This is a genomic window from Bartonella bovis 91-4 (assembly GCF_000384965.1).
Lineage (GTDB): Bacteria > Pseudomonadota > Alphaproteobacteria > Rhizobiales > Rhizobiaceae > Bartonella > Bartonella bovis.
The window spans coordinates 606813-625119 of the sequence record NZ_CM001844.1 but is presented as its reverse complement, the minus strand read 5'-3'; the positions used below and the strand labels follow the sequence as shown (position 1 = coordinate 625119).

Annotated in this window: 13 protein-coding genes and 1 tRNA gene; 1 reads left to right on the top strand and 13 read right to left on the bottom strand. The window is 36.5% G+C overall.

All coding sequences use genetic code 11. The features are described 5' to 3' along the window. Window positions 1–85: 85 nt before the first annotated feature. The 6 genes from BBBE_RS02680 to BBBE_RS02655 form a co-directional block, all read right to left on the bottom strand. Window positions 86–589: a hypothetical protein gene (locus tag BBBE_RS02680; protein ID WP_010701078.1), complete on the bottom strand. Its 504-nt coding sequence runs from the start codon at window positions 587–589 to the stop codon at window positions 86–88. Between the two features lie 104 nt (window positions 590–693). Further along, window positions 694–1119 (bottom strand): DUF2155 domain-containing protein, encoded by a 426-nt coding sequence (locus BBBE_RS02675; protein WP_010701077.1) that lies wholly within the window; start codon window positions 1117–1119, stop codon window positions 694–696. An 83-nt stretch (window positions 1120–1202) separates the two neighbouring features. Next, window positions 1203–1598 (bottom strand): NADH:ubiquinone oxidoreductase subunit NDUFA12, encoded by a 396-nt coding sequence (locus BBBE_RS02670; protein WP_010701076.1) that lies wholly within the window; start codon window positions 1596–1598, stop codon window positions 1203–1205. 121 nt (window positions 1599–1719) lie between these two features. Then, a complete protein-coding gene (gene gatB / locus BBBE_RS02665; RefSeq protein ID WP_010701075.1) occupies window positions 1720–3219 on the bottom strand; it encodes an Asp-tRNA(Asn)/Glu-tRNA(Gln) amidotransferase subunit GatB in 1500 nt (499 codons plus the stop codon). 126 nt (window positions 3220–3345) lie between these two features. Further along, on the bottom strand, window positions 3346–4773 hold the full coding sequence (gene tig / locus BBBE_RS02660) for a trigger factor (protein WP_010701074.1): 1428 nt from the start codon (window positions 4771–4773) through the stop codon (window positions 3346–3348). A 132-nt stretch (window positions 4774–4905) separates the two neighbouring features. Then, window positions 4906–4988: transfer RNA gene (locus BBBE_RS02655), tRNA-Leu, on the bottom strand. Window positions 4989–5166: 178 nt separating this feature from the next. On the opposite strand from BBBE_RS02655, the gene trmFO reads away from it, so the two are divergent. Next, window positions 5167–6567, top strand: a complete 1401-nt coding sequence (trmFO, locus tag BBBE_RS02650; protein WP_010701073.1) for a methylenetetrahydrofolate--tRNA-(uracil(54)-C(5))-methyltransferase (FADH(2)-oxidizing) TrmFO — start codon at window positions 5167–5169, stop codon at window positions 6565–6567. A gap of 474 nt (window positions 6568–7041) precedes the next feature. Here trmFO and BBBE_RS02645 read toward each other — a convergent pair whose 3' ends face one another. From BBBE_RS02645 to BBBE_RS02615, 7 genes are all read right to left on the bottom strand, one after another. Further along, on the bottom strand, window positions 7042–7320 hold the full coding sequence (locus tag BBBE_RS02645) for an HU family DNA-binding protein (RefSeq protein ID WP_010701072.1): 279 nt from the start codon (window positions 7318–7320) through the stop codon (window positions 7042–7044). Window positions 7321–7553: 233 nt separating this feature from the next. Beyond that, entirely contained in the window at window positions 7554–9977 is a 2424-nt protein-coding gene (gene lon, locus BBBE_RS02640) for an endopeptidase La (protein WP_010701071.1), read from the bottom strand. A gap of 172 nt (window positions 9978–10149) precedes the next feature. Then, complete coding sequence (gene clpX, locus BBBE_RS02635; protein WP_010701070.1) at window positions 10150–11424, bottom strand: ATP-dependent Clp protease ATP-binding subunit ClpX; 1275 nt, start codon at window positions 11422–11424, stop codon at window positions 10150–10152. Between the two features lie 218 nt (window positions 11425–11642). Continuing rightward, a complete protein-coding gene (gene clpP, locus BBBE_RS02630) occupies window positions 11643–12275 on the bottom strand; it encodes an ATP-dependent Clp endopeptidase proteolytic subunit ClpP (RefSeq protein ID WP_007477567.1) in 633 nt (210 codons plus the stop codon). 920 nt (window positions 12276–13195) lie between these two features. Next, window positions 13196–14572, bottom strand: coding sequence for a Trk system potassium transporter TrkA (trkA, locus tag BBBE_RS02625; protein ID WP_010701069.1), 1377 nt, complete (start codon window positions 14570–14572; stop codon window positions 13196–13198). A gap of 3 nt (window positions 14573–14575) precedes the next feature. After that, complete coding sequence (gene ntrX / locus BBBE_RS02620) at window positions 14576–15931, bottom strand: nitrogen assimilation response regulator NtrX (RefSeq protein WP_010701068.1); 1356 nt, start codon at window positions 15929–15931, stop codon at window positions 14576–14578. 38 nt (window positions 15932–15969) lie between these two features. Beyond that, window positions 15970–18192 carry a sensor histidine kinase NtrY-like gene (locus tag BBBE_RS02615; protein ID WP_010701067.1) on the bottom strand — a complete coding sequence of 741 codons (2223 nt, stop codon included), beginning with the start codon at window positions 18190–18192 and terminating at the stop codon, window positions 15970–15972. Window positions 18193–18307: the final 115 nt, after the last annotated feature.

Sequence of the window (18307 nt, the reverse complement as noted above, 5' to 3'; positions counted from 1 at the left end):
AGTACTTTGCAAAACCTAAATATATCAACTATTATAAAAAACTAATCTTTGCATTCTTCCAGTGTGCATTCTTAAATGCCAAATATTATCCACGTGGTAATGTTTGCATCTTATATAAAACACGCTGAAAAGCACGGGCACTAAGAAAACCATCTACAGAATTGCTGCTCCCTATTAATTTAAATGTAAAACCCGTACGTGCATATGTACGGAATTCATTTTCAGGAATAAACAAACGCCCTTTTTCAGACACCGTACAACCAACGGCACACACTAGTGTCGATTTTCCACCTGGAACATATCTATAATTGCGATTTTGAGACCATGCTAAATTTAAATTAAGGTCATCCGAAGAAACTGAAGTTGTTACGATATCAATAACATAACCTTGATTGCTTATCCATTTAGCCCGCATTTCAAGTAGAATTAAAGGATTATTGGTATAATAAAAAACTTCAGAGCTTATCTCTGTAACTCGTGTATAATCATTATACTTGATAGTTGGCTGACTTGAAAACTGACACCCTGCCAGCACAATTATAAACACAATAGTAAATAATCTGCTTATCAAACGCAAAGACGAAAGCATGAGAAAACCTTTAATTTCACAATCTGATTACTATAGTTTAAAAAATTATTCTTGCGTCAAGCTTATATAAAAATACCCACCAAGAAACAAAGCAACTATTTAAATTATTGAATTGAAGGAATAGCTGAATTCTGCTTACAATCTTTCAACCATATATCATAAATAGGGTGCTCTACAGCATTCAAACCAGGACTATCTGCAAACATCCATCCTGTAAAAATACGTCGCGTTTCTTTGTTTAATGTTATTTCATCTACTTCAACAAAACCGTTAGTACGGGTCGGTTCACCTTCAGGACTTGTATAACACACCCGCGGCATTACTTGCAAAGCACCATATTGATAAACTTGCCCAATAGAAACTTCAAAACGAATAGTTCGGCCAGTAATCTTATCAAGACCAGCAAAAACAGCAACCGCATTGCTAACACGTTCAGCTTGCACACCACTACCGGAGGACAAAATTACTATAATTCCTATTAAATAAGCACAAAAAAAACGTCTTACTTCTAACTGTAGGAAAAACTTCATAAAATTAAATCAACCGCATTTAATAAAACTACCTATAAAATAGTGCAACATAAAAAAACAACACACCACACCAAAAAAATACTTCATTTTTTAGGTGACCACGCGTGATAATCCTTACGAACAATATGCTCATCATTGTAGACGATAGAGCCTTTTGGTCGATAAGCCTTACTTGTCCCTGTCATGTTTGAAATATGAGGCTTTTCCCATTCACGCGATTGATAATTTTCTTCTGTAGGTGGTGTATTACAACGATGATGAATCCAACCATGCCAACCTGGAGGAACGCTAGAAGCCTCAGAATAATCTTTATAAATCACCCAGCGACGTAGATAACCATCCTTATGGTAACCACCTTCATAATAAACATTTCCTAACTGATCCTCCCCTACACGTTTACCTTTGAGCCACGTAAAAAAACGTGTGTTGATAGTATTACCATTCCACCATGTAAAGGTTTGCTTTAAAAAACCAGCCATTTCCGATTCCACTTCTCTAGCGTACCCACAGCCTTACCTGTTAAATAAATTGTTACGAGGCCTAAAATTACCAAAAAATAAAAAATTATCATATCAACAAACTTTCCTCCACCTTATAATATCAATCTATTTTTAGTTTCGCCTTAACTAATTCATTCACAGCCTGAGGATTTGCCTTACCCCCTGTTGCTTTCATAACTTGCCCAACAAACCAGCCAACTAAAGCAGGTTTTTCCCTTGCTTGAGTAACTTTATCAGAGTTATTAGCAATAATTTCATCAACAACGCCCTTAATAACTTCTGTATCCGTCACTTGTTTCATGCCACGCTCTTCTACAATTTGACGTGGATCCCCACCTTCATTCCAGACAATCTCAAACAAATCTTTAGCAATTTTTCCAGAAATAGTCCCCTCTTTAATAAGATCAATAATCGCCCCTAATTGATCTGGAGTAACTGGTGTGTCCTCAATTTCACGGTTATCTTTATTCAAAGCACCTAAAAGGTCATTGATCACCCAATTGGCAACTATTTTTCCATCGCGTCCATGCGCTACTTCTTCAAAATAATCAGCAATTGCTTTTTCTGTCACAAGAATAGATGCATCATATGCCGTTAATCCCATATCATTGATAAAACGTAGTTTTATATCATCAGGAAACTCCGGTAATTCCGCAGCTAAAGCATCCACAAATACCTGATCAAACTCCAATGGCAAAAGATCAGGATCAGGAAAATAACGATAATCATGTGCCTCTTCCTTTAAACGCATAGATCGCGTTTCACCTTTAGTGGCATCAAAAAGTCGAGTTTCTTGATCTATTACACCACCATCTTCTAAAATCGCAATCTGACGACGTGCTTCATATTCAATCGCCTGACCAATGAAGCGAATGGAATTAACATTCTTAATTTCACAACGAGTTCCAAAAGCCTCACCAGGACGGCGAACCGATACATTCACATCCGCACGCATAGAACCTTCATCCATATTACCATCACAGGTACCCAAATAACGAACAATCGTGCGTAATTTCGTTATATAGGCTTTGGCCTCATCTGATGAACGCATATCTGGCTTGGAAACAATTTCCATAAGTGCTACGCCAGAACGATTAAGATCCACAAAAGACATGGTTGGATGCTGATCATGCATGGATTTTCCTGCATCCTGCTCAAGGTGCAATCTCTCAATTCCAATTTCAATATCTTGAAATTGACCATTCGAATCTGGCCCAACAGAGACAATGACTTTTCCTTCCCCTACAATTGGATACTGAAATTGTGAAATTTGATACCCTTGTGGCAAATCCGGATAAAAATAGTTTTTACGATCAAAAACAGATTTTAGATTAATTTTAGCCTTTAACCCCAAACCAGTTCGAACAGCTTGGCGAACACATTCTTGATTAACAACAGGCAGCATACCAGGCATAGCCGCATCAATAAACGATACATGATTATTTGGCTCAGCACCAAATTTAGTTGATGCACCCGAAAAAAGCTTTGAATCTGATGTAACTTGCGCATGGACCTCCATGCCAATGATAACCTCCCAATCGCCTGTAGCTCCAGAAATAAAACGCCTAGGATCAGGGGTACGAGTATCAACGATTTCCATTGCTAATCCACTATCAATATCGAAAAATACACTCAATAGCTAGTTTCAAATTACTAATAAGTGTAAGCTTAAGAATATAAGTCTAATAAAACCAAAATTTTATTAGACTACTTTTATTGTATACAATTAATCTTTTTTAGATGCTTTCTTTTTGGCTGAAACTTTTTTCACACCTTTTTCCTTTTCTGTAGATCTTTTCTTAGTTACCCCCTTCTTAGTCAAATCTAATTCGTCATCCTCTTTCATTAACTCCTCAATAGTTACTTTTTTATCTGTGACTTTTATCTGTGCCAACAAATAATCAATGACTTTTTCTTCAAAAATCGGTGCACGTAGACTCGCTACAGCTTCCGGTGTATTCCGGAAAAAATTCATAATTTCCTTTTCTTGCCCAGGATACTGACGAACCTGATCAAAGATTGCTGCTTGTAACTCATCTTCGCTTACCTTAACATCAGCTTGCACTCCAATCTCAGAAAGTACTAAACCAAGACGAACGCGACGTTGAGCAAGCATATGATATTCTTGCCGTGCTTGTTCTTCTGTAGTACCCTCATCTTCAAAACTACTACCAGCTTTTTGTAAATCGTTATTAACCTGACCCCATATATTGTTAAACTCAACTTCCAAAAGACATTCAGGAATTTCGAAACTATAATCAGCATCTAATGCATCAAGAATCTGGCGCTTAATTTTTTGACGTGTCATTGAGCCATATTTACTCTCAATTTGTCCACGCACAATTTCACGCAAATGACTAAGAGACTCTACACCAAGCTTTTGGGCTGATTCATCATTAATTTCAAATTCATCTGGTTTGAATACGGCTTTAACAGTGATATCAAACTCAGCATCTCTACCAGCTAAATGTGCAGCACTATAATCATCAGGAAATTTAACAGAAATTGTTGTTGTATCACCTGCCTTTACACCAACCAATTGCTCCTCAAAACCAGGAATAAATCGTTTCGAACCAAGGATCAATTGTGCATCATTACCTGCTCCATTATCAAATGGAACATTATCAAATTTACCAAGATAATCGATTATAACGCGATCACCTTCTACAGCAGGACCATTTTTTTCGGAATAATTACGAGTAGAAGAAAGAACACTTTTTAGTTGCTCATCAATCTCTTGCTCGGGAATATCAGCAATTTCACGGATAATTTTTATATTCTTAAAGTCTTTAATGTCAAACTTTGGTAAAACTTCATACTTCAAATTAAAAATAAAATCAGCCTTACCATCCAGAACTTCTTGATCTTCCTTTATATCAATGTGCGGCTGCGTTGCAGAACGTTCATTGCGGTCAGCCAAAATAGAGCTAGGAACATTCTTAATAATTTCATTAAGAACATCAGCCATAAAAGATTTACCGTACATTTTCCGCAAATGACTAGCAGGCACTTTACCGGGACGAAAACCATTGAGTTTAATTCTATCTTTGGTTTCATCTAACCGTTTATTCAATTTTATTTCCAAATCTTTCGCTGGAATCACGATTTTAATTTCACGTTTAAGTCCTTCATTAAGCGTTTCGGTAACTTGCATCGAACAACTTTCATATTTCTGAGGAATAGATAAATCCATTCCGGTAATAATTACACCCCAACACTGTAGTGTTAGATCTACATAAAGCGGATTTTCACATATGCGGAAATCCATGGTATGTAAGGATTATTTTGGTGCGGATGGAGGGACTCGAACCCCCATGGTCTCCCGCCAGAACCTAAATCTGGTGCGTCTACCAATTTCGCCACATCCGCTTAAACCCGTTAACCAATAACCTCATATAAGCGGCGTTTCTATACCACTCAATCCCAACCAATTAAAGCAAAAAAGCAAGTAAATATACTTAAAAACTAAAATATATACCTTTCTTACTAAATCATAAAAGCAAAATCTACACTTTTCAGATAGCACTACTTCCATTAAAAGGAGATTATGTCAAATAAATTTAACATTCCAATTCATATCATCGGTGGAGGTCTTGCTGGCAGTGAAGCAAGTTGGCAAATTGCCCAATCAGGAATCCCTATCATTTTACATGAAATGCGGCCAACCAAAAAATCCGATGCTCACAAAACAGATAAACTTGCAGAACTTGTCTGTTCAAATTCATTTCGTTCAGATGATTCATCAACAAATGCCGTTGGTCTTTTACATGCTGAAATGCGATTAGCTAAATCCCTAATTATGAAGGCTGCAGATGCTAATAAAGTACCAGCAGGAAGCGCTCTTGCTGTTGACCGTGATGGATTTTCCCAAACTGTTACAAAAGCACTTGAAAATCATCCTCTTATAACTATAAAGCGTGAAGAAATTCATAACCTCCCTGAAAACTGGCATAACATTATTATTGCAACAGGTCCCCTTACTTCACCAGCACTTGCGCAAACAATACAAGCAATAACAGGAACAGAAGCGCTTTCTTTTTTTGATGCTATTGCACCTATCATTTATACTGATAGCATCAATATGGACATCTGTTGGTACCAATCTCGCTATGACAAAATCGGCCCTGAAAAAACCGAAAAAGATTATCTTAACTGTCCCCTTAATAGAGAACAATATGAAATATTCGTTCAAGAACTGAAAAGTGCAGAAAAAATAGAATTTCGTCAATTTGAAAAGACACCCTATTTTGATGGATGCTTACCGATCGAAGTTATGGCTGAGCGTGGCTTTGAAACCCTCAGATACGGACCCATGAAACCTATAGGGCTAACTAATGCTCATAATCCTACAGTTAAGCCTTATGCTGTTGTCCAATTACGTCAAGACAACACGCTTGGCACTCTTTATAATATGGTTGGCTTCCAAACAAAACTAAAATATGGTGAACAAATTCGCATTTTTAGAACAATACCTGGACTTGAAAAAGCAGAATTTGCACGCCTTGGTGGTCTTCACCGCAATACTTATCTCAATTCACCAATCATTCTTGATAAAAGTCTTCGTTTAAAACAAAAGCCTCAATTACGTTTTGCTGGACAAATCACAGGTTGCGAAGGTTACGTAGAATCATCTGCAATTGGGCTTTTAGCTGGACGTTTTGCTATTGCTGAATACAATCATACTTGTCCTTCTTTACCGCCAAAAACTACAGCATTTGGAGCTCTTTTAAACCATATTACTGGTGGACACATTGTAACTCAAGAAACAGGAAAACAATCTTTCCAACCAATGAATATCAATTTCGGTCTTTTTCCACCTATTGACTGTGCTTATCACTTAGAAAAACGTTTATCTAGCAAAGAAAAAAAACTAGCAAAAAAACAAGCTATAATTACACGAGCTTTAAATGATTGTATTCAGTGGTTAACACACGGAGAATCAAAATAATCTCTAATCCAATCACCATTTTTTGAAATTTAATAAAACACTCATTGCCTTTGGCTTTAGTCCACTAAAAAATAAATTTTAATTAATTTTAAAATAGTAGCGTTATTCAACATGCTGCAATTCTTAAATAGAGTTAGATAGCTATCCTAGCTCTGTCTAGAATTCTAATATTCCAGTGCTTCAATAAATTTAGTTTATATGAATAAACTCATAACAGCTGCTAATCCAACTTGAATTATAAACTATAACTCACAACAGAGATTTATTTACAATCAAATTGTCTTATTTGTGGGATAAATACATTTGAATATACAGTTATTACCCCATCTTAACTATTTCAAAGCACCTTTCATTAAATAGCCTAATAATATTAGAGCCATCTATGCTTCTGCTGTAATCCTTTGCACAAAAGCACTTAAAAAAAACTTTAAAAAAACCCGATTTATTTATAATCGGGTTTTTTATGTAGATTAATTATTTCTTATTAACAGCCTCTTTAAGGCTTTTACCTGCAGAAAACTTAGGCACCGAACGTGCCGGAATATGAATTTCAGCACCTGTCGAAGGGTTGCGCCCTTTTGTAGCAGCACGTTTAGAAACTTCAAAAGAACCAAACCCTGGAAGACGAACATCACCTCCTGAAGCTAAAGATTCTGTTACAGAAGCAATAAAAGCATCTAGAATTGAACCAGCCTGCGCTTTTGAAACACCTGCTTTTTCAGCAATAGAATTAACCAATTCACTTTTATTCATTGAATATTTCCTTTCCCTATATTAGTCGGACAATATAATTCACCCGATCATCAACAAGTTTATTGAAAAGTGCAGCAAACAGAAGTTTTATTTTCTTTGAAAATATTGTTTTTTAGCATTAATCACAGTTATTCACGGAATTTTTCATTTTTTTTCAAAATAAATAAAGTAGTAACCCCAAAAAATAGACTCTATCTTCTTTTAAATTTGCAAATTATAGAACAAAATGAGAATCAGTGCGCCACCGGTATTCCTTCATTATCCCCTTCCGTTCTGATAGAGGCAGACACTGTAGAAGACTCTGTCCATTCAATTGCCTCAGGGAAACGAACTAAAGCATGTTTAAGAACTTCACTTACATGACTAACCGGAATAATTTCCATATTATTTTTGACATCATCAGGAATATCAACTAAGTCTTTTGCATTTTCTTCAGGAATAAGTACTTTTTTAATACCTCCTCGAAGAGCAGCAAGCAATTTTTCTTTCAATCCACCAATTGGTAAAACACGCCCACGTAAAGTAATTTCACCAGTCATAGCAATGTCCTTATGAACAGGAATCTCTGTTAACACTGAAACAATCGCTGTTACCATTGCAATTCCAGCTGATGGACCATCTTTTGGTGTAGCACCTTCTGGAACATGCACATGGATATCACGTTTATCAAAAAGTGGTGGCTCAATACCAAAATCAACAGCACGAAAACGCACATAAGACGCCGCTGCAGAAATTGATTCTTTCATGATATCACGCAAATTCCCAGTCACAGTCATTTTGCCTTTACCTGGCATCATAACACTTTCAATAGTCAATAGCTCTCCACCAACTTCGGTCCATGCAAGCCCAGTAACAACACCAATCTGATTTTCACCCTCAACCTGGCCAAAGCGATAACGTTTCGTCCCCAAAAAGTCATCAATATTATCTTCTGTAATCTCTATAGACTTCTGATTTGTTTTAAGAATTTTTGTAACCGATTTACGCGCCATCTTCATCAATTCACGCTCAAGATTACGAACACCAGCTTCACGTGTGTAAAATTGGATCACCGATTTTATAGCACCATCAGAAACACTAAACTCTTTTTTAGATAAAGAATGATCTTTCAATGCTTTTGGTAAGAGATGCCGTTTAACAATCTCTACTTTTTCGCACTCAGTATAACCAGCAATACGAATAATTTCCATCCGATCCATTAATGGCCCTGGAATATTAAGTGTATTTGCAGTTGCAATAAACATCACATCAGAAAGATCATATTCCACTTCCAAATAATGATCAATAAATGTGTTATTTTGCTCAGGATCAAGCACTTCCAACAAAGCTGAAGCAGGATCTCCACGAAAGTCTTGTCCCATTTTATCAATTTCATCAAGCAAAAAAAGAGGATTAGTCTTTTTAGACTTTTTCATAGACTGAATGATCTTTCCAGGCATAGAACCAATATAAGTTCGACGATGCCCGCGAATTTCCGCTTCATCTCGAACACCCCCTAATGAGATGCGGACATATTCACGACCTGTTGCCTTTGCAATAGAACGTGCAAGTGATGTCTTTCCAACACCAGGAGGACCTAAAAGACAAATAATAGGACCTTTTATCTTTGATGACCGGCTTTGTACTGCTAAATATTCAACGATTCGTTCTTTAATTTTTTCAAGACCAAAATGCTCATTATCCATGACTTTTTCAGCAAAGTTCAAATCATTCTTAATCTTTGACTTTTTGCCCCAAGGTATAGTCAAAAGCCAATCAAGATAATTACGTACGACTGTCGCTTCCGCAGACATGGGAGACATATTACGTAATTTCCTGAGCTCTACCCCGGCCTTTGTACGTGCTTCTTTTGAAAGCTTTGTTTTTTTGATACGATCCTCTAATTCAGATAACTCATCACGGCTATCATCGCCCGCTCCCAGTTCTTTCTGAATAGCCTTCATCTGCTCATTGAGATAATATTCCCGTTGAGTTTTTTCCATCTGCCGTTTGACATGTGAACGAATCCGTTTCTCAACTTGTAAAACAGAAATCTCTCCTTCCATGAAGAAAAGTATACGTTCAAGACGATCACGAACAGACAATAGTGCCAAAATTTCTTGTTTTTCTGAAAGTTTAATCACCAAATGTGAAGCAATAGTATCAGCAAGCTTAGAAGGATCATCAATCTGGCTGATAGCACTTACAACTTCAGGAGAAATTTTCTTATTAAGCTTTACATAATTTTCAAAATAAACAATCACTGACCGAGAAAGAGCTTCAATTTCAACTTCATTCTCTTCAGACTCCTCTATAATAGTTGCATAAGCTTGATGATAATTTTCATTTTCAGTAAATTGATTAATTTTTGCACGCGCAGTACCCTCAACCAAAACTTTTACAGTTCCATCAGGAAGTTTTAAAAGTTGAAGAACATTGGCAAAAGTACCAATATCATAAATATCTTCCGACTTTGGATCATCGTCAGAAGCATTCTTCTGTGTGGCTAATAATATCTGCTTATCTACTATCATCGTCTCTTCAAGAGCGTGAATTGATTTTTCTCGACCAACAAAAAGTGGAACAATCATATGCGGAAAAACAACAATATCACGAAGCGGTAAAACAGCGTAAAGCTCTTCTGTTACCCTTTTTGTCTTTTCATCAATATATTGCATATTTTTCCTTTCTGGAGCCTACAATTCACCCCCACATAAGCTTATCTTTAAAAATAGCAGCTTCTTTATAATAAATGAAGTAGTAATTACGAATAAACAAATCAAGCGTTACGCTATAATACTCAGAAGATCTACTTTAAAATAGTACTCATTAACGATATTTACTATAACGTTATGCTGATACGTTTTCTTTATCTTCTGCACACTCCGAATAAATGTAAAGAGGACAAGCCTTTCCTTCAACTACATCACTCGAGATCACCACCTTTTGGACCCCTTCAAGGGTTGGCAACTCAAACATAGTATCAAGAAGAATTTTTTCCATAATAGAGCGTAAACCGCGTGCTCCAGTCTTACGTTCAATCGCTTTATTGGCAATAACGCGCAAAGCATCTTCATGAAATGTCAATTCAATATTTTCCATCTCAAAAAGGCGCTTATACTGCTTAACTAACGCATTTTTGGGCTGTGATAAAATTTGAACAAGTGCGTTAATATCTAAATCTTCTAAAGTAGCTATAATAGGAAGACGACCAATAAACTCTGGTATCAAACCAAACTTTACAAGATCTTCAGGTTCTAAATCATGAAAAATTTCACCAACTCGACGCTCATCAGGAGCCTTCACAGTAGCAGAAAAACCTATTGAAGTTTTTTCACCACGCCCTGAAATAATTCGTTCTAAACCAGCAAAAGCACCTCCACAAATAAACAAAATGTTTGTTGTATCAACCTGAAGAAACTCTTGCTGCGGATGTTTACGCCCACCCTGAGGAGGAACAGAAGCCACTGTACCTTCCATAATTTTTAATAATGCTTGCTGAACACCTTCTCCCGAAACATCTCTTGTAATAGAAGGATTATCAGCTTTACGAGAAATTTTATCAACTTCATCAATATAAACAATGCCGCGTTGTGCACGCTCAACATTATAATCTGCAGATTGTAGAAGTTTTAAAATAATATTTTCAACATCCTCACCCACATAACCTGCTTCAGTCAAAGTGGTTGCATCTGCCATAGTAAAAGGCACATCAATAATGCGTGCCAATGTTTGTGCAAGATAAGTTTTACCGCATCCTGTTGGTCCAACAAGAAGAATATTCGATTTAGATAATTCAATATCACTATTCTTAGATTGATGCGCAAGACGTTTATAATGATTATGAACAGCAACAGAAAGAACACGCTTTGCATACCGCTGACCAATAACATAATCATCAAGAACTGTTAAAATTTCTTGTGGAGTAGGAACACCATCACGTGCTTTAACCCCTGAAGATTTATTTTCTTCACGAATAATATCTGTACAAAGTTCTACACATTCATCACAAATGAATACAGTAGGTCCTGCAATGAGTTTACGCACTTCATGCTGGCTTTTGCCGCAGAATGAGCAATAGAGAGTATTTTTTGATTCGCCCCCACTATTGCCAACTTTGCTCATCTCATTTTCCTTTCACCTCAATATCTGAATACTTTATCTTCACAAAGAGGTTTTTTATAACAACAACCCAAATATATACAAAACTACAATTATCACAATATTTTTGAGTATTTCCCTATTATTTTATGACAATTTTTACAAAATCTATATTTTAAAATAGCTATTTTAAAGGCAATTTTTATGTACTTCAGAATTAGCTATTTTTTCTATAAAAATTCTTAATCTGTCTCTTCTTTTTCAGTTACCATACGATATTGTATAACATCGTCGATTAGACCGAATTTTTTAGATTCTTCTGCTGTCATAAAATGATCGCGATCAAGCGTTTTTTCAATAATTTCATAATCCTGACCTGTATGTTGAACATAAATTTCATTTAAACGTCGTTTCATCTTTATAATATCTTGCGCATGCCGTTCAATATCAGAGACTTGCCCCTGAAAACCACCAGATGGTTGATGTACCATGATACGTGCATTTGGCAACGAAAAACGGTGACCCTTTGCTCCAGCTGTTAAAAGTAACGACCCCATAGATGCAGCTTGCCCCATGCACAACGTAGAAACAGGAGGACGAATAAACTGCATAGTGTCATAAATTGCCATTCCAGATGTTACCACACCACCTGGTGAATTAATATAAAGACTGATTTCCTTTTTAGGATTTTCCGCTTCCAAAAAAAGCAATTGAGCACACACAAGCATTGCCATACCATCCTCAACAGGGCCATTAATGAAAATGATTCGCTCTTTCAAAAGGCGGGAAAAAATATCATAAGCACGTTCACCACGATTAGTTTGTTCAACAACCATAGGAACCAGATTCAGCGCTGTTTTTATTGGATCGCTCATACTTTTTACTTCCATTAATAAGAATTGCTATTAACGCATTTAATTGTATTAGTCATAAGCTACCAATACTCCCTGACGCAAGCCACAATCAATCATGATAAAATAGAATTAAAATCTCAACAGTTAAAATAGTTATAAAAACTCCACTCCAAAAAAAACTCTGAGCATCAGACATGCGTAATTTTGCCTAATGCTAAAAACTTTCTTTTTAAATGAGACATTTCTAATATTTTGTATAATGAAACTCTATGCAAGGTAATTTATTCATTATTTTAAAGTTAAAAATCCTTTCAGTTTTGCATCTTGTTTAATAATAATTTTCTTGTTCATGAAAAATCATATTATTTAGTTAATCATGCAATATCATTATTGCGAAATATCTTTATTCCAAGCTTTCTTGGTAGAATTAAGGATTTTTCTTTTTTAATTATGGTTTTCAATACAGTGCTTAAACTTCAATTAATATCAGAAATAATTTTTGAATTTGCAAAATAACCTTCAAACATTTTTATTCACGAGGTTATCAGAATGAATAATAAAACGCTAAAATTTTATTTCTGTAGTATTGTTCTTGCTAATCATATTTGATTCACTATCAACTGAAACCATTTTCAAAATAAATATTTAGATCTAACCAAAAATTTTATTGATTTGACATGAATATAACGCAAAAAAAATCTGTAAATTGAGCAATTATATAATCGTGATCATAACTTAAAAAATTAGAGTCAAAGCGATAGTGTACTAAAAACACTATAGAAGCGATTCGCGCTTTATATGATTAATACAAATAGGCAAAAGTGCATTTTTTCATCACTAAACTTAACATACTAACCCAAACCCAATCCTTGATTGCTTAACAAAAGCCAGTTAACCAACTGAATACGCATAACACTGAAAAGTATAATACCTTAAGCGTATTAAAAATATTCTAAGCTTACACGAAATAATTGCTCAACATCACGAACACTATCAGCAAGAGCAAATATCACTACTCGATCACCAGGTAAAATACGCGTATCTGCTAAAAGCTGTATAATTGTATTATTGCGATAAATTGCACCAATTCTTAAACCTTCTGATAACTTAAGCTCTGATAATGACTTACCAATTAGTGAGGAAGTCTGCATTGCTTCAGCTTCAATAATTTCTGCAGTGCCATTAAAAACCGAATGGACAGCACGAATGCGTCCACGACGCATTTGCTGTAAAATTTTTGATACAGTAACACTACGAGGATTTAAGTGCGCATCTACACCAACTGTACGACTAAATTCTTGATAAGCAACATTATTAATCAAAACCATATTGGCTTTGCACCCTAGTCTTTTAGCTATAATAGCGCTTAAAAGATTAACCTGATCTTGATTGGTTAATGTAATCATTAAATCAGCTTGGTCAATTCCAGCTTCTTGAAGAATTACCGGATCTAACACATCACCATATAAAACCGTCGTTTTTTCGAGTTGATCGGCAATTGTTAGTGCTCTCTCTCTATCCGCCTCTATAATCTTCAATTTTAACTTATGCAGGCGTTTTTCAATAGCCTGAGCAACATACAGACCAATGTGACCACCCCCTGCAATAATTATGCGATGTGCTTCTTGTTCTTTATGACCAAAAAGTCCAACTGCACGACGTACCTGATCGCGAGCTGCAATAAGATAAATAACGTCACCAATGCGCAATTGTGTATCTGAGTGCGCTACCAGTAATTCTGAACCACGCTTAATAGCAGTAACTGTTGTTCGAAGATCGGGAAAAAGCTCAGTTAACTGCCGCAGAGGCGTATTAATAACTGGGCAATCCTCCATACATTCCAAAGCAAACGCAACAATATCATCATTACAAAAATAGAGAACATCTATCGCCCCAGGCAAGGCAATGCGTCGTAGAACCATTTCCCCAACTTCAACTTCTGGCGAAATAACTACATCAATAGGAATATTCTCTCTCGCAAACAGAGTTTTATAACATGGCTCTAAATACGATTGTGAACGAATACGAGCTATTTTAGTTGGAACATTAAATAACGAATGGGCCACCTGACAAGCCACCATATTGACTTCATCAAATAAAGTTACTGCTATCAACATATCAGCTTCATCAGCGCCTGCGGCTAAAAGAACTTCAGGGTGTGAACCATAACCAACAAAACTTCTAACATCTAACGCATCGCGAATTTTTTCAACTAATCTCGCTTCAACATCTATAACGGTTATATCATGATTTTCAGCAGAAAGACGCTCTGCTATCCCATAACCGACCTGCCCTGCCCCACAAATAATAACACGCATAATTTACGAAACTCCAAGCGCTTTAAGTTTACGATGTAAAGCTGAGCGCTCCATACCTATAAATTCAGCAGTACGAGATATATTTCCACCCAAACGTCCGATCTGTGCCACTAAATATCTCTTTTCAAATAATTCACGTGCTTCACGCAATGGTAAATCCATTATATTTTCATCTGTATCTATTTGAACACGTGGAAAAGAATCACTCACTTCAACAGGAAGTAATTCTGTTGTTATTGGTTTATCATCACGCACAAGAATGAGAAGGCGTTCAATATTATTACGTAATTGGCGTACATTACCTGGCCATGTATGCGCTTGCAAAACAGCTATAACATCATCACTAATTTCACGCGGTTTAATACCAAGTTGATGTGATATTGTTCTAACAAAATGCTGAACGAGCTCCGGAATATCTTCACGACGCGCACAAAGAGGTGGAACACAAATAGGAACAACTGCAAGACGATGAAAAAGGTCTTCTCTAAAACGCCCATCAGAAATTAAATTTTCAATATTCTGCGCTGTTGAAGAAATCACACGAACATCCACTTTGACACGCTTTGTACCACCAACCCTTTCAAAGGTTTGTGTCGTCAATACCTGAAGAATCTTACCCTGAGTTTCACGCGGCATATCACAAATTTCATCAATATATAATATCCCGCCGTGGGCCTCTTCTAGTGCACCAATCTTACGTTCACTACCTTCTACTTCATTACCAAATAATTCTATTTCCATTCTCTCGGGAACAATCGTTGCGGCATTTATCGTAACAAATGGTCCATTAGAACGTGTTGAAAGTGCGTGAATAGTACGTGCCACCATTTCTTTCCCTGCCCCTGAAGGACCAGTAATCATGACACGACTATTGGTTGGCGCCACTTTTTCTATAGTTTGGCGCAAATGCTTCATAACAGTCGATGTTCCAAGTAATTCTTGTGCCTCATTTGAGCGTTGTCGTAATTCTAAAAGCTCACGTTTTAATTTTGAGTTTTCAAGAGTTCGTTCAGCAACTAAGATAAGACGATCAGTCTTAAAAGGTTTCTCAATGAAATCATACGCACCCCGTTTTATAGCAGAAACAGCTGTCTCAATATTACCATGACCAGAAATCATAACTACTGGAAGAGTGGGGTGTCGAGCTTTGATTTCATCAAGCAATGCTAAGCCATCAAGACGACTTCCTTGCAACCAAATATCTAAAAAAATTAGTTTTGGAACACGCTCACTAATTTGTGCTAACGCTTCATCAGCATGACACGCAATACGTGTTTCATAGCCTTCATCATTCAAAATACCAGCAATAAGCTCACGAATATCTGCTTCATCATCAACAATTAAGATATCTGCTACCATCTCATTCCCTTATCTTATGATTTGTGGTTTGTGCCATACTATCTTGTTCGACCCGCCGGAAATACCATACGAATCATCGCACCACGACCTTCATAAAAACTATCTAATGCATCATGCAATTCCATGTAGCCACCATGATCTTCAATAATTTTACGAACAATAGCTAAACCAAGCCCTGTTCCTTTTTCTCGCGTTGTTATATAAGGCTCTAATAATTTTTGCCTTTGTTCTTTAGGAAGCCCTTTACCATTATCAATAACATCCACAACTAAATGCTCTCTTTGACGATAAGAACGTACCCAAATATGGCCGTGAATACCTTTTTCTCGCGCAACTGAATCAATTGCTTCACTTGCATTTTTAATGACATTACTAAATGCCTGAACAATAAGACGACTATCAAATTCACCTATAAGTGGTATATCGCCAAAATCTTGCTCAAAATGGATATCATGTCGTGTAACTTCTATCAAAAAACACGCTTCACGCAGTAACCCACGTATATCTGAAAAACGCATGTGTGGTTTGGGCATACGTGCAAAAGAAGAAAATTCATCAACCATACACCCAATATCTCCAACCTGTCGAATAATTGTATTAACACACTGATTGAAAACTTCTTGATCTTGCGTAATAATTTTACCGTAACGCCTACGAATACGCTCAGCCGATAACTGAATAGGTGTAAGTGGGTTTTTAATTTCATGCGCAATACGGCGTGCAATATCTGCCCACGCTGATGAACGTTGCGCTTCTACAAGGTCTGTAATATCATCAATTGTTAGAACCCAAGATTGCCCTTGCCCATCATCTTCCTCCATTGTAATTTGTACATTACAGACACGCTCTTGTTCTGCCACGTTTAAAGTCACCTGCTCACGATGGTTTTTGCGCCCTGACGAACGAACGAACTCAAAAACCTTCCCGATTTCAGCACTTAATGATAAAAGACTGTGTCCTATAACTTGTTCAGAATTAATACCAAACATTGTCTCAATAGACCTATTAATAATTGTAATATTCCCATTATCATCAATTCCGGCCACACCTGCTGTTACACCAGATAAAACAGCTTCAGAAAAACGTCGCCTTTCATCGATTTGATCGCGAACTGCTATCAACTCATTACGCCGACTTTTAAGTTCGTTGACCATGTAATTAAAAGTTTTTGATAACTGCCCAATATCCCCATCCCTCGCACGTACCGGCACAAACACTTCCATATTCCCAGAAGCAACATCATCAGCTGCACCTATAAGAAGCCGAATGGGACGTACCAAGCGATCAGCAACGGCGATACCAGCCCAAATAGCTGATAAAAATAAACTTAAAAAAAGACATAAATAAAGCATACCAAACGCAATTTGTGTTGGTAGACGATTTTTATTCAAATCACGATAACGATCTGTATTGATTTCCGTTAAACGTAAAGCAGATAATACATCTTTATCAACATCACGCACCAAATATAAAAACGTATTTGAGATATTTGTAAATTTCAAAACGATACCAAAATAATCATGAACTCCCGGCTGAAAAGAAAAAGGTCTTTCACTGGTTGCTTGAGCAATAAGATGAGATGGTGGAATGGGCAATTTATCTTCATCACCAAGATCACTTGAAGCAAAAATAGTCCCTGTCGAGCTTAACAAAAACGCACCACGAAGATTGCGACCTGCAGCATGACGTGTTAATTGTAACCGATATTCAACTGGATTGTGTGCTAGGAGCTTCTTATTATCAAGCGCAAACGCCATAGCATAAGATAAATTTTTCAAATTTTGAAGCATTTCATCGGCATAAGCATTAGCTAAATCGATAGAAGAACCCACAATTTGCCGAGTTGTTGTATCAAACCACCGATCGAGCCCTAAATTAAGAGCAGGCCCTAAAATGAGAGCAACAGCAACAGCAGGCAATGTTGCAACAAGCGCAAATAACGAAATAAGGCGCACATGAAGACGTGAAGCAGCACGCCCTGACCGCCACGCACGAATAATAGGAACTATCTCATATAAAACAATGACTCCCAGCACCAAAATCCAAATGCTATTAATTCCTATAAGGACTAGTGTCACAGCTCTATTGGGTACAATAGAGGTCAATCCAACAAGAATAATAAATGAAACAAAAGCTGTTAGCAAAGCTAATATAATAATTGTGATACCCCAAAATGTATACATATTACTTAAACGACGCGTCTCATCGCTATAAGTATTTTGGTTTATATCCTGGAGATCTGTCACAGATGTTGTATTCATGATGATCTTACGTTACTTATCTCCTTGTTCTCACACAACCCTTTGTGATAAAAATTAGTAATGCTATGTTTACAATATAACTAATTCAAAAATTAAGAAAGAATTTCTACATTTT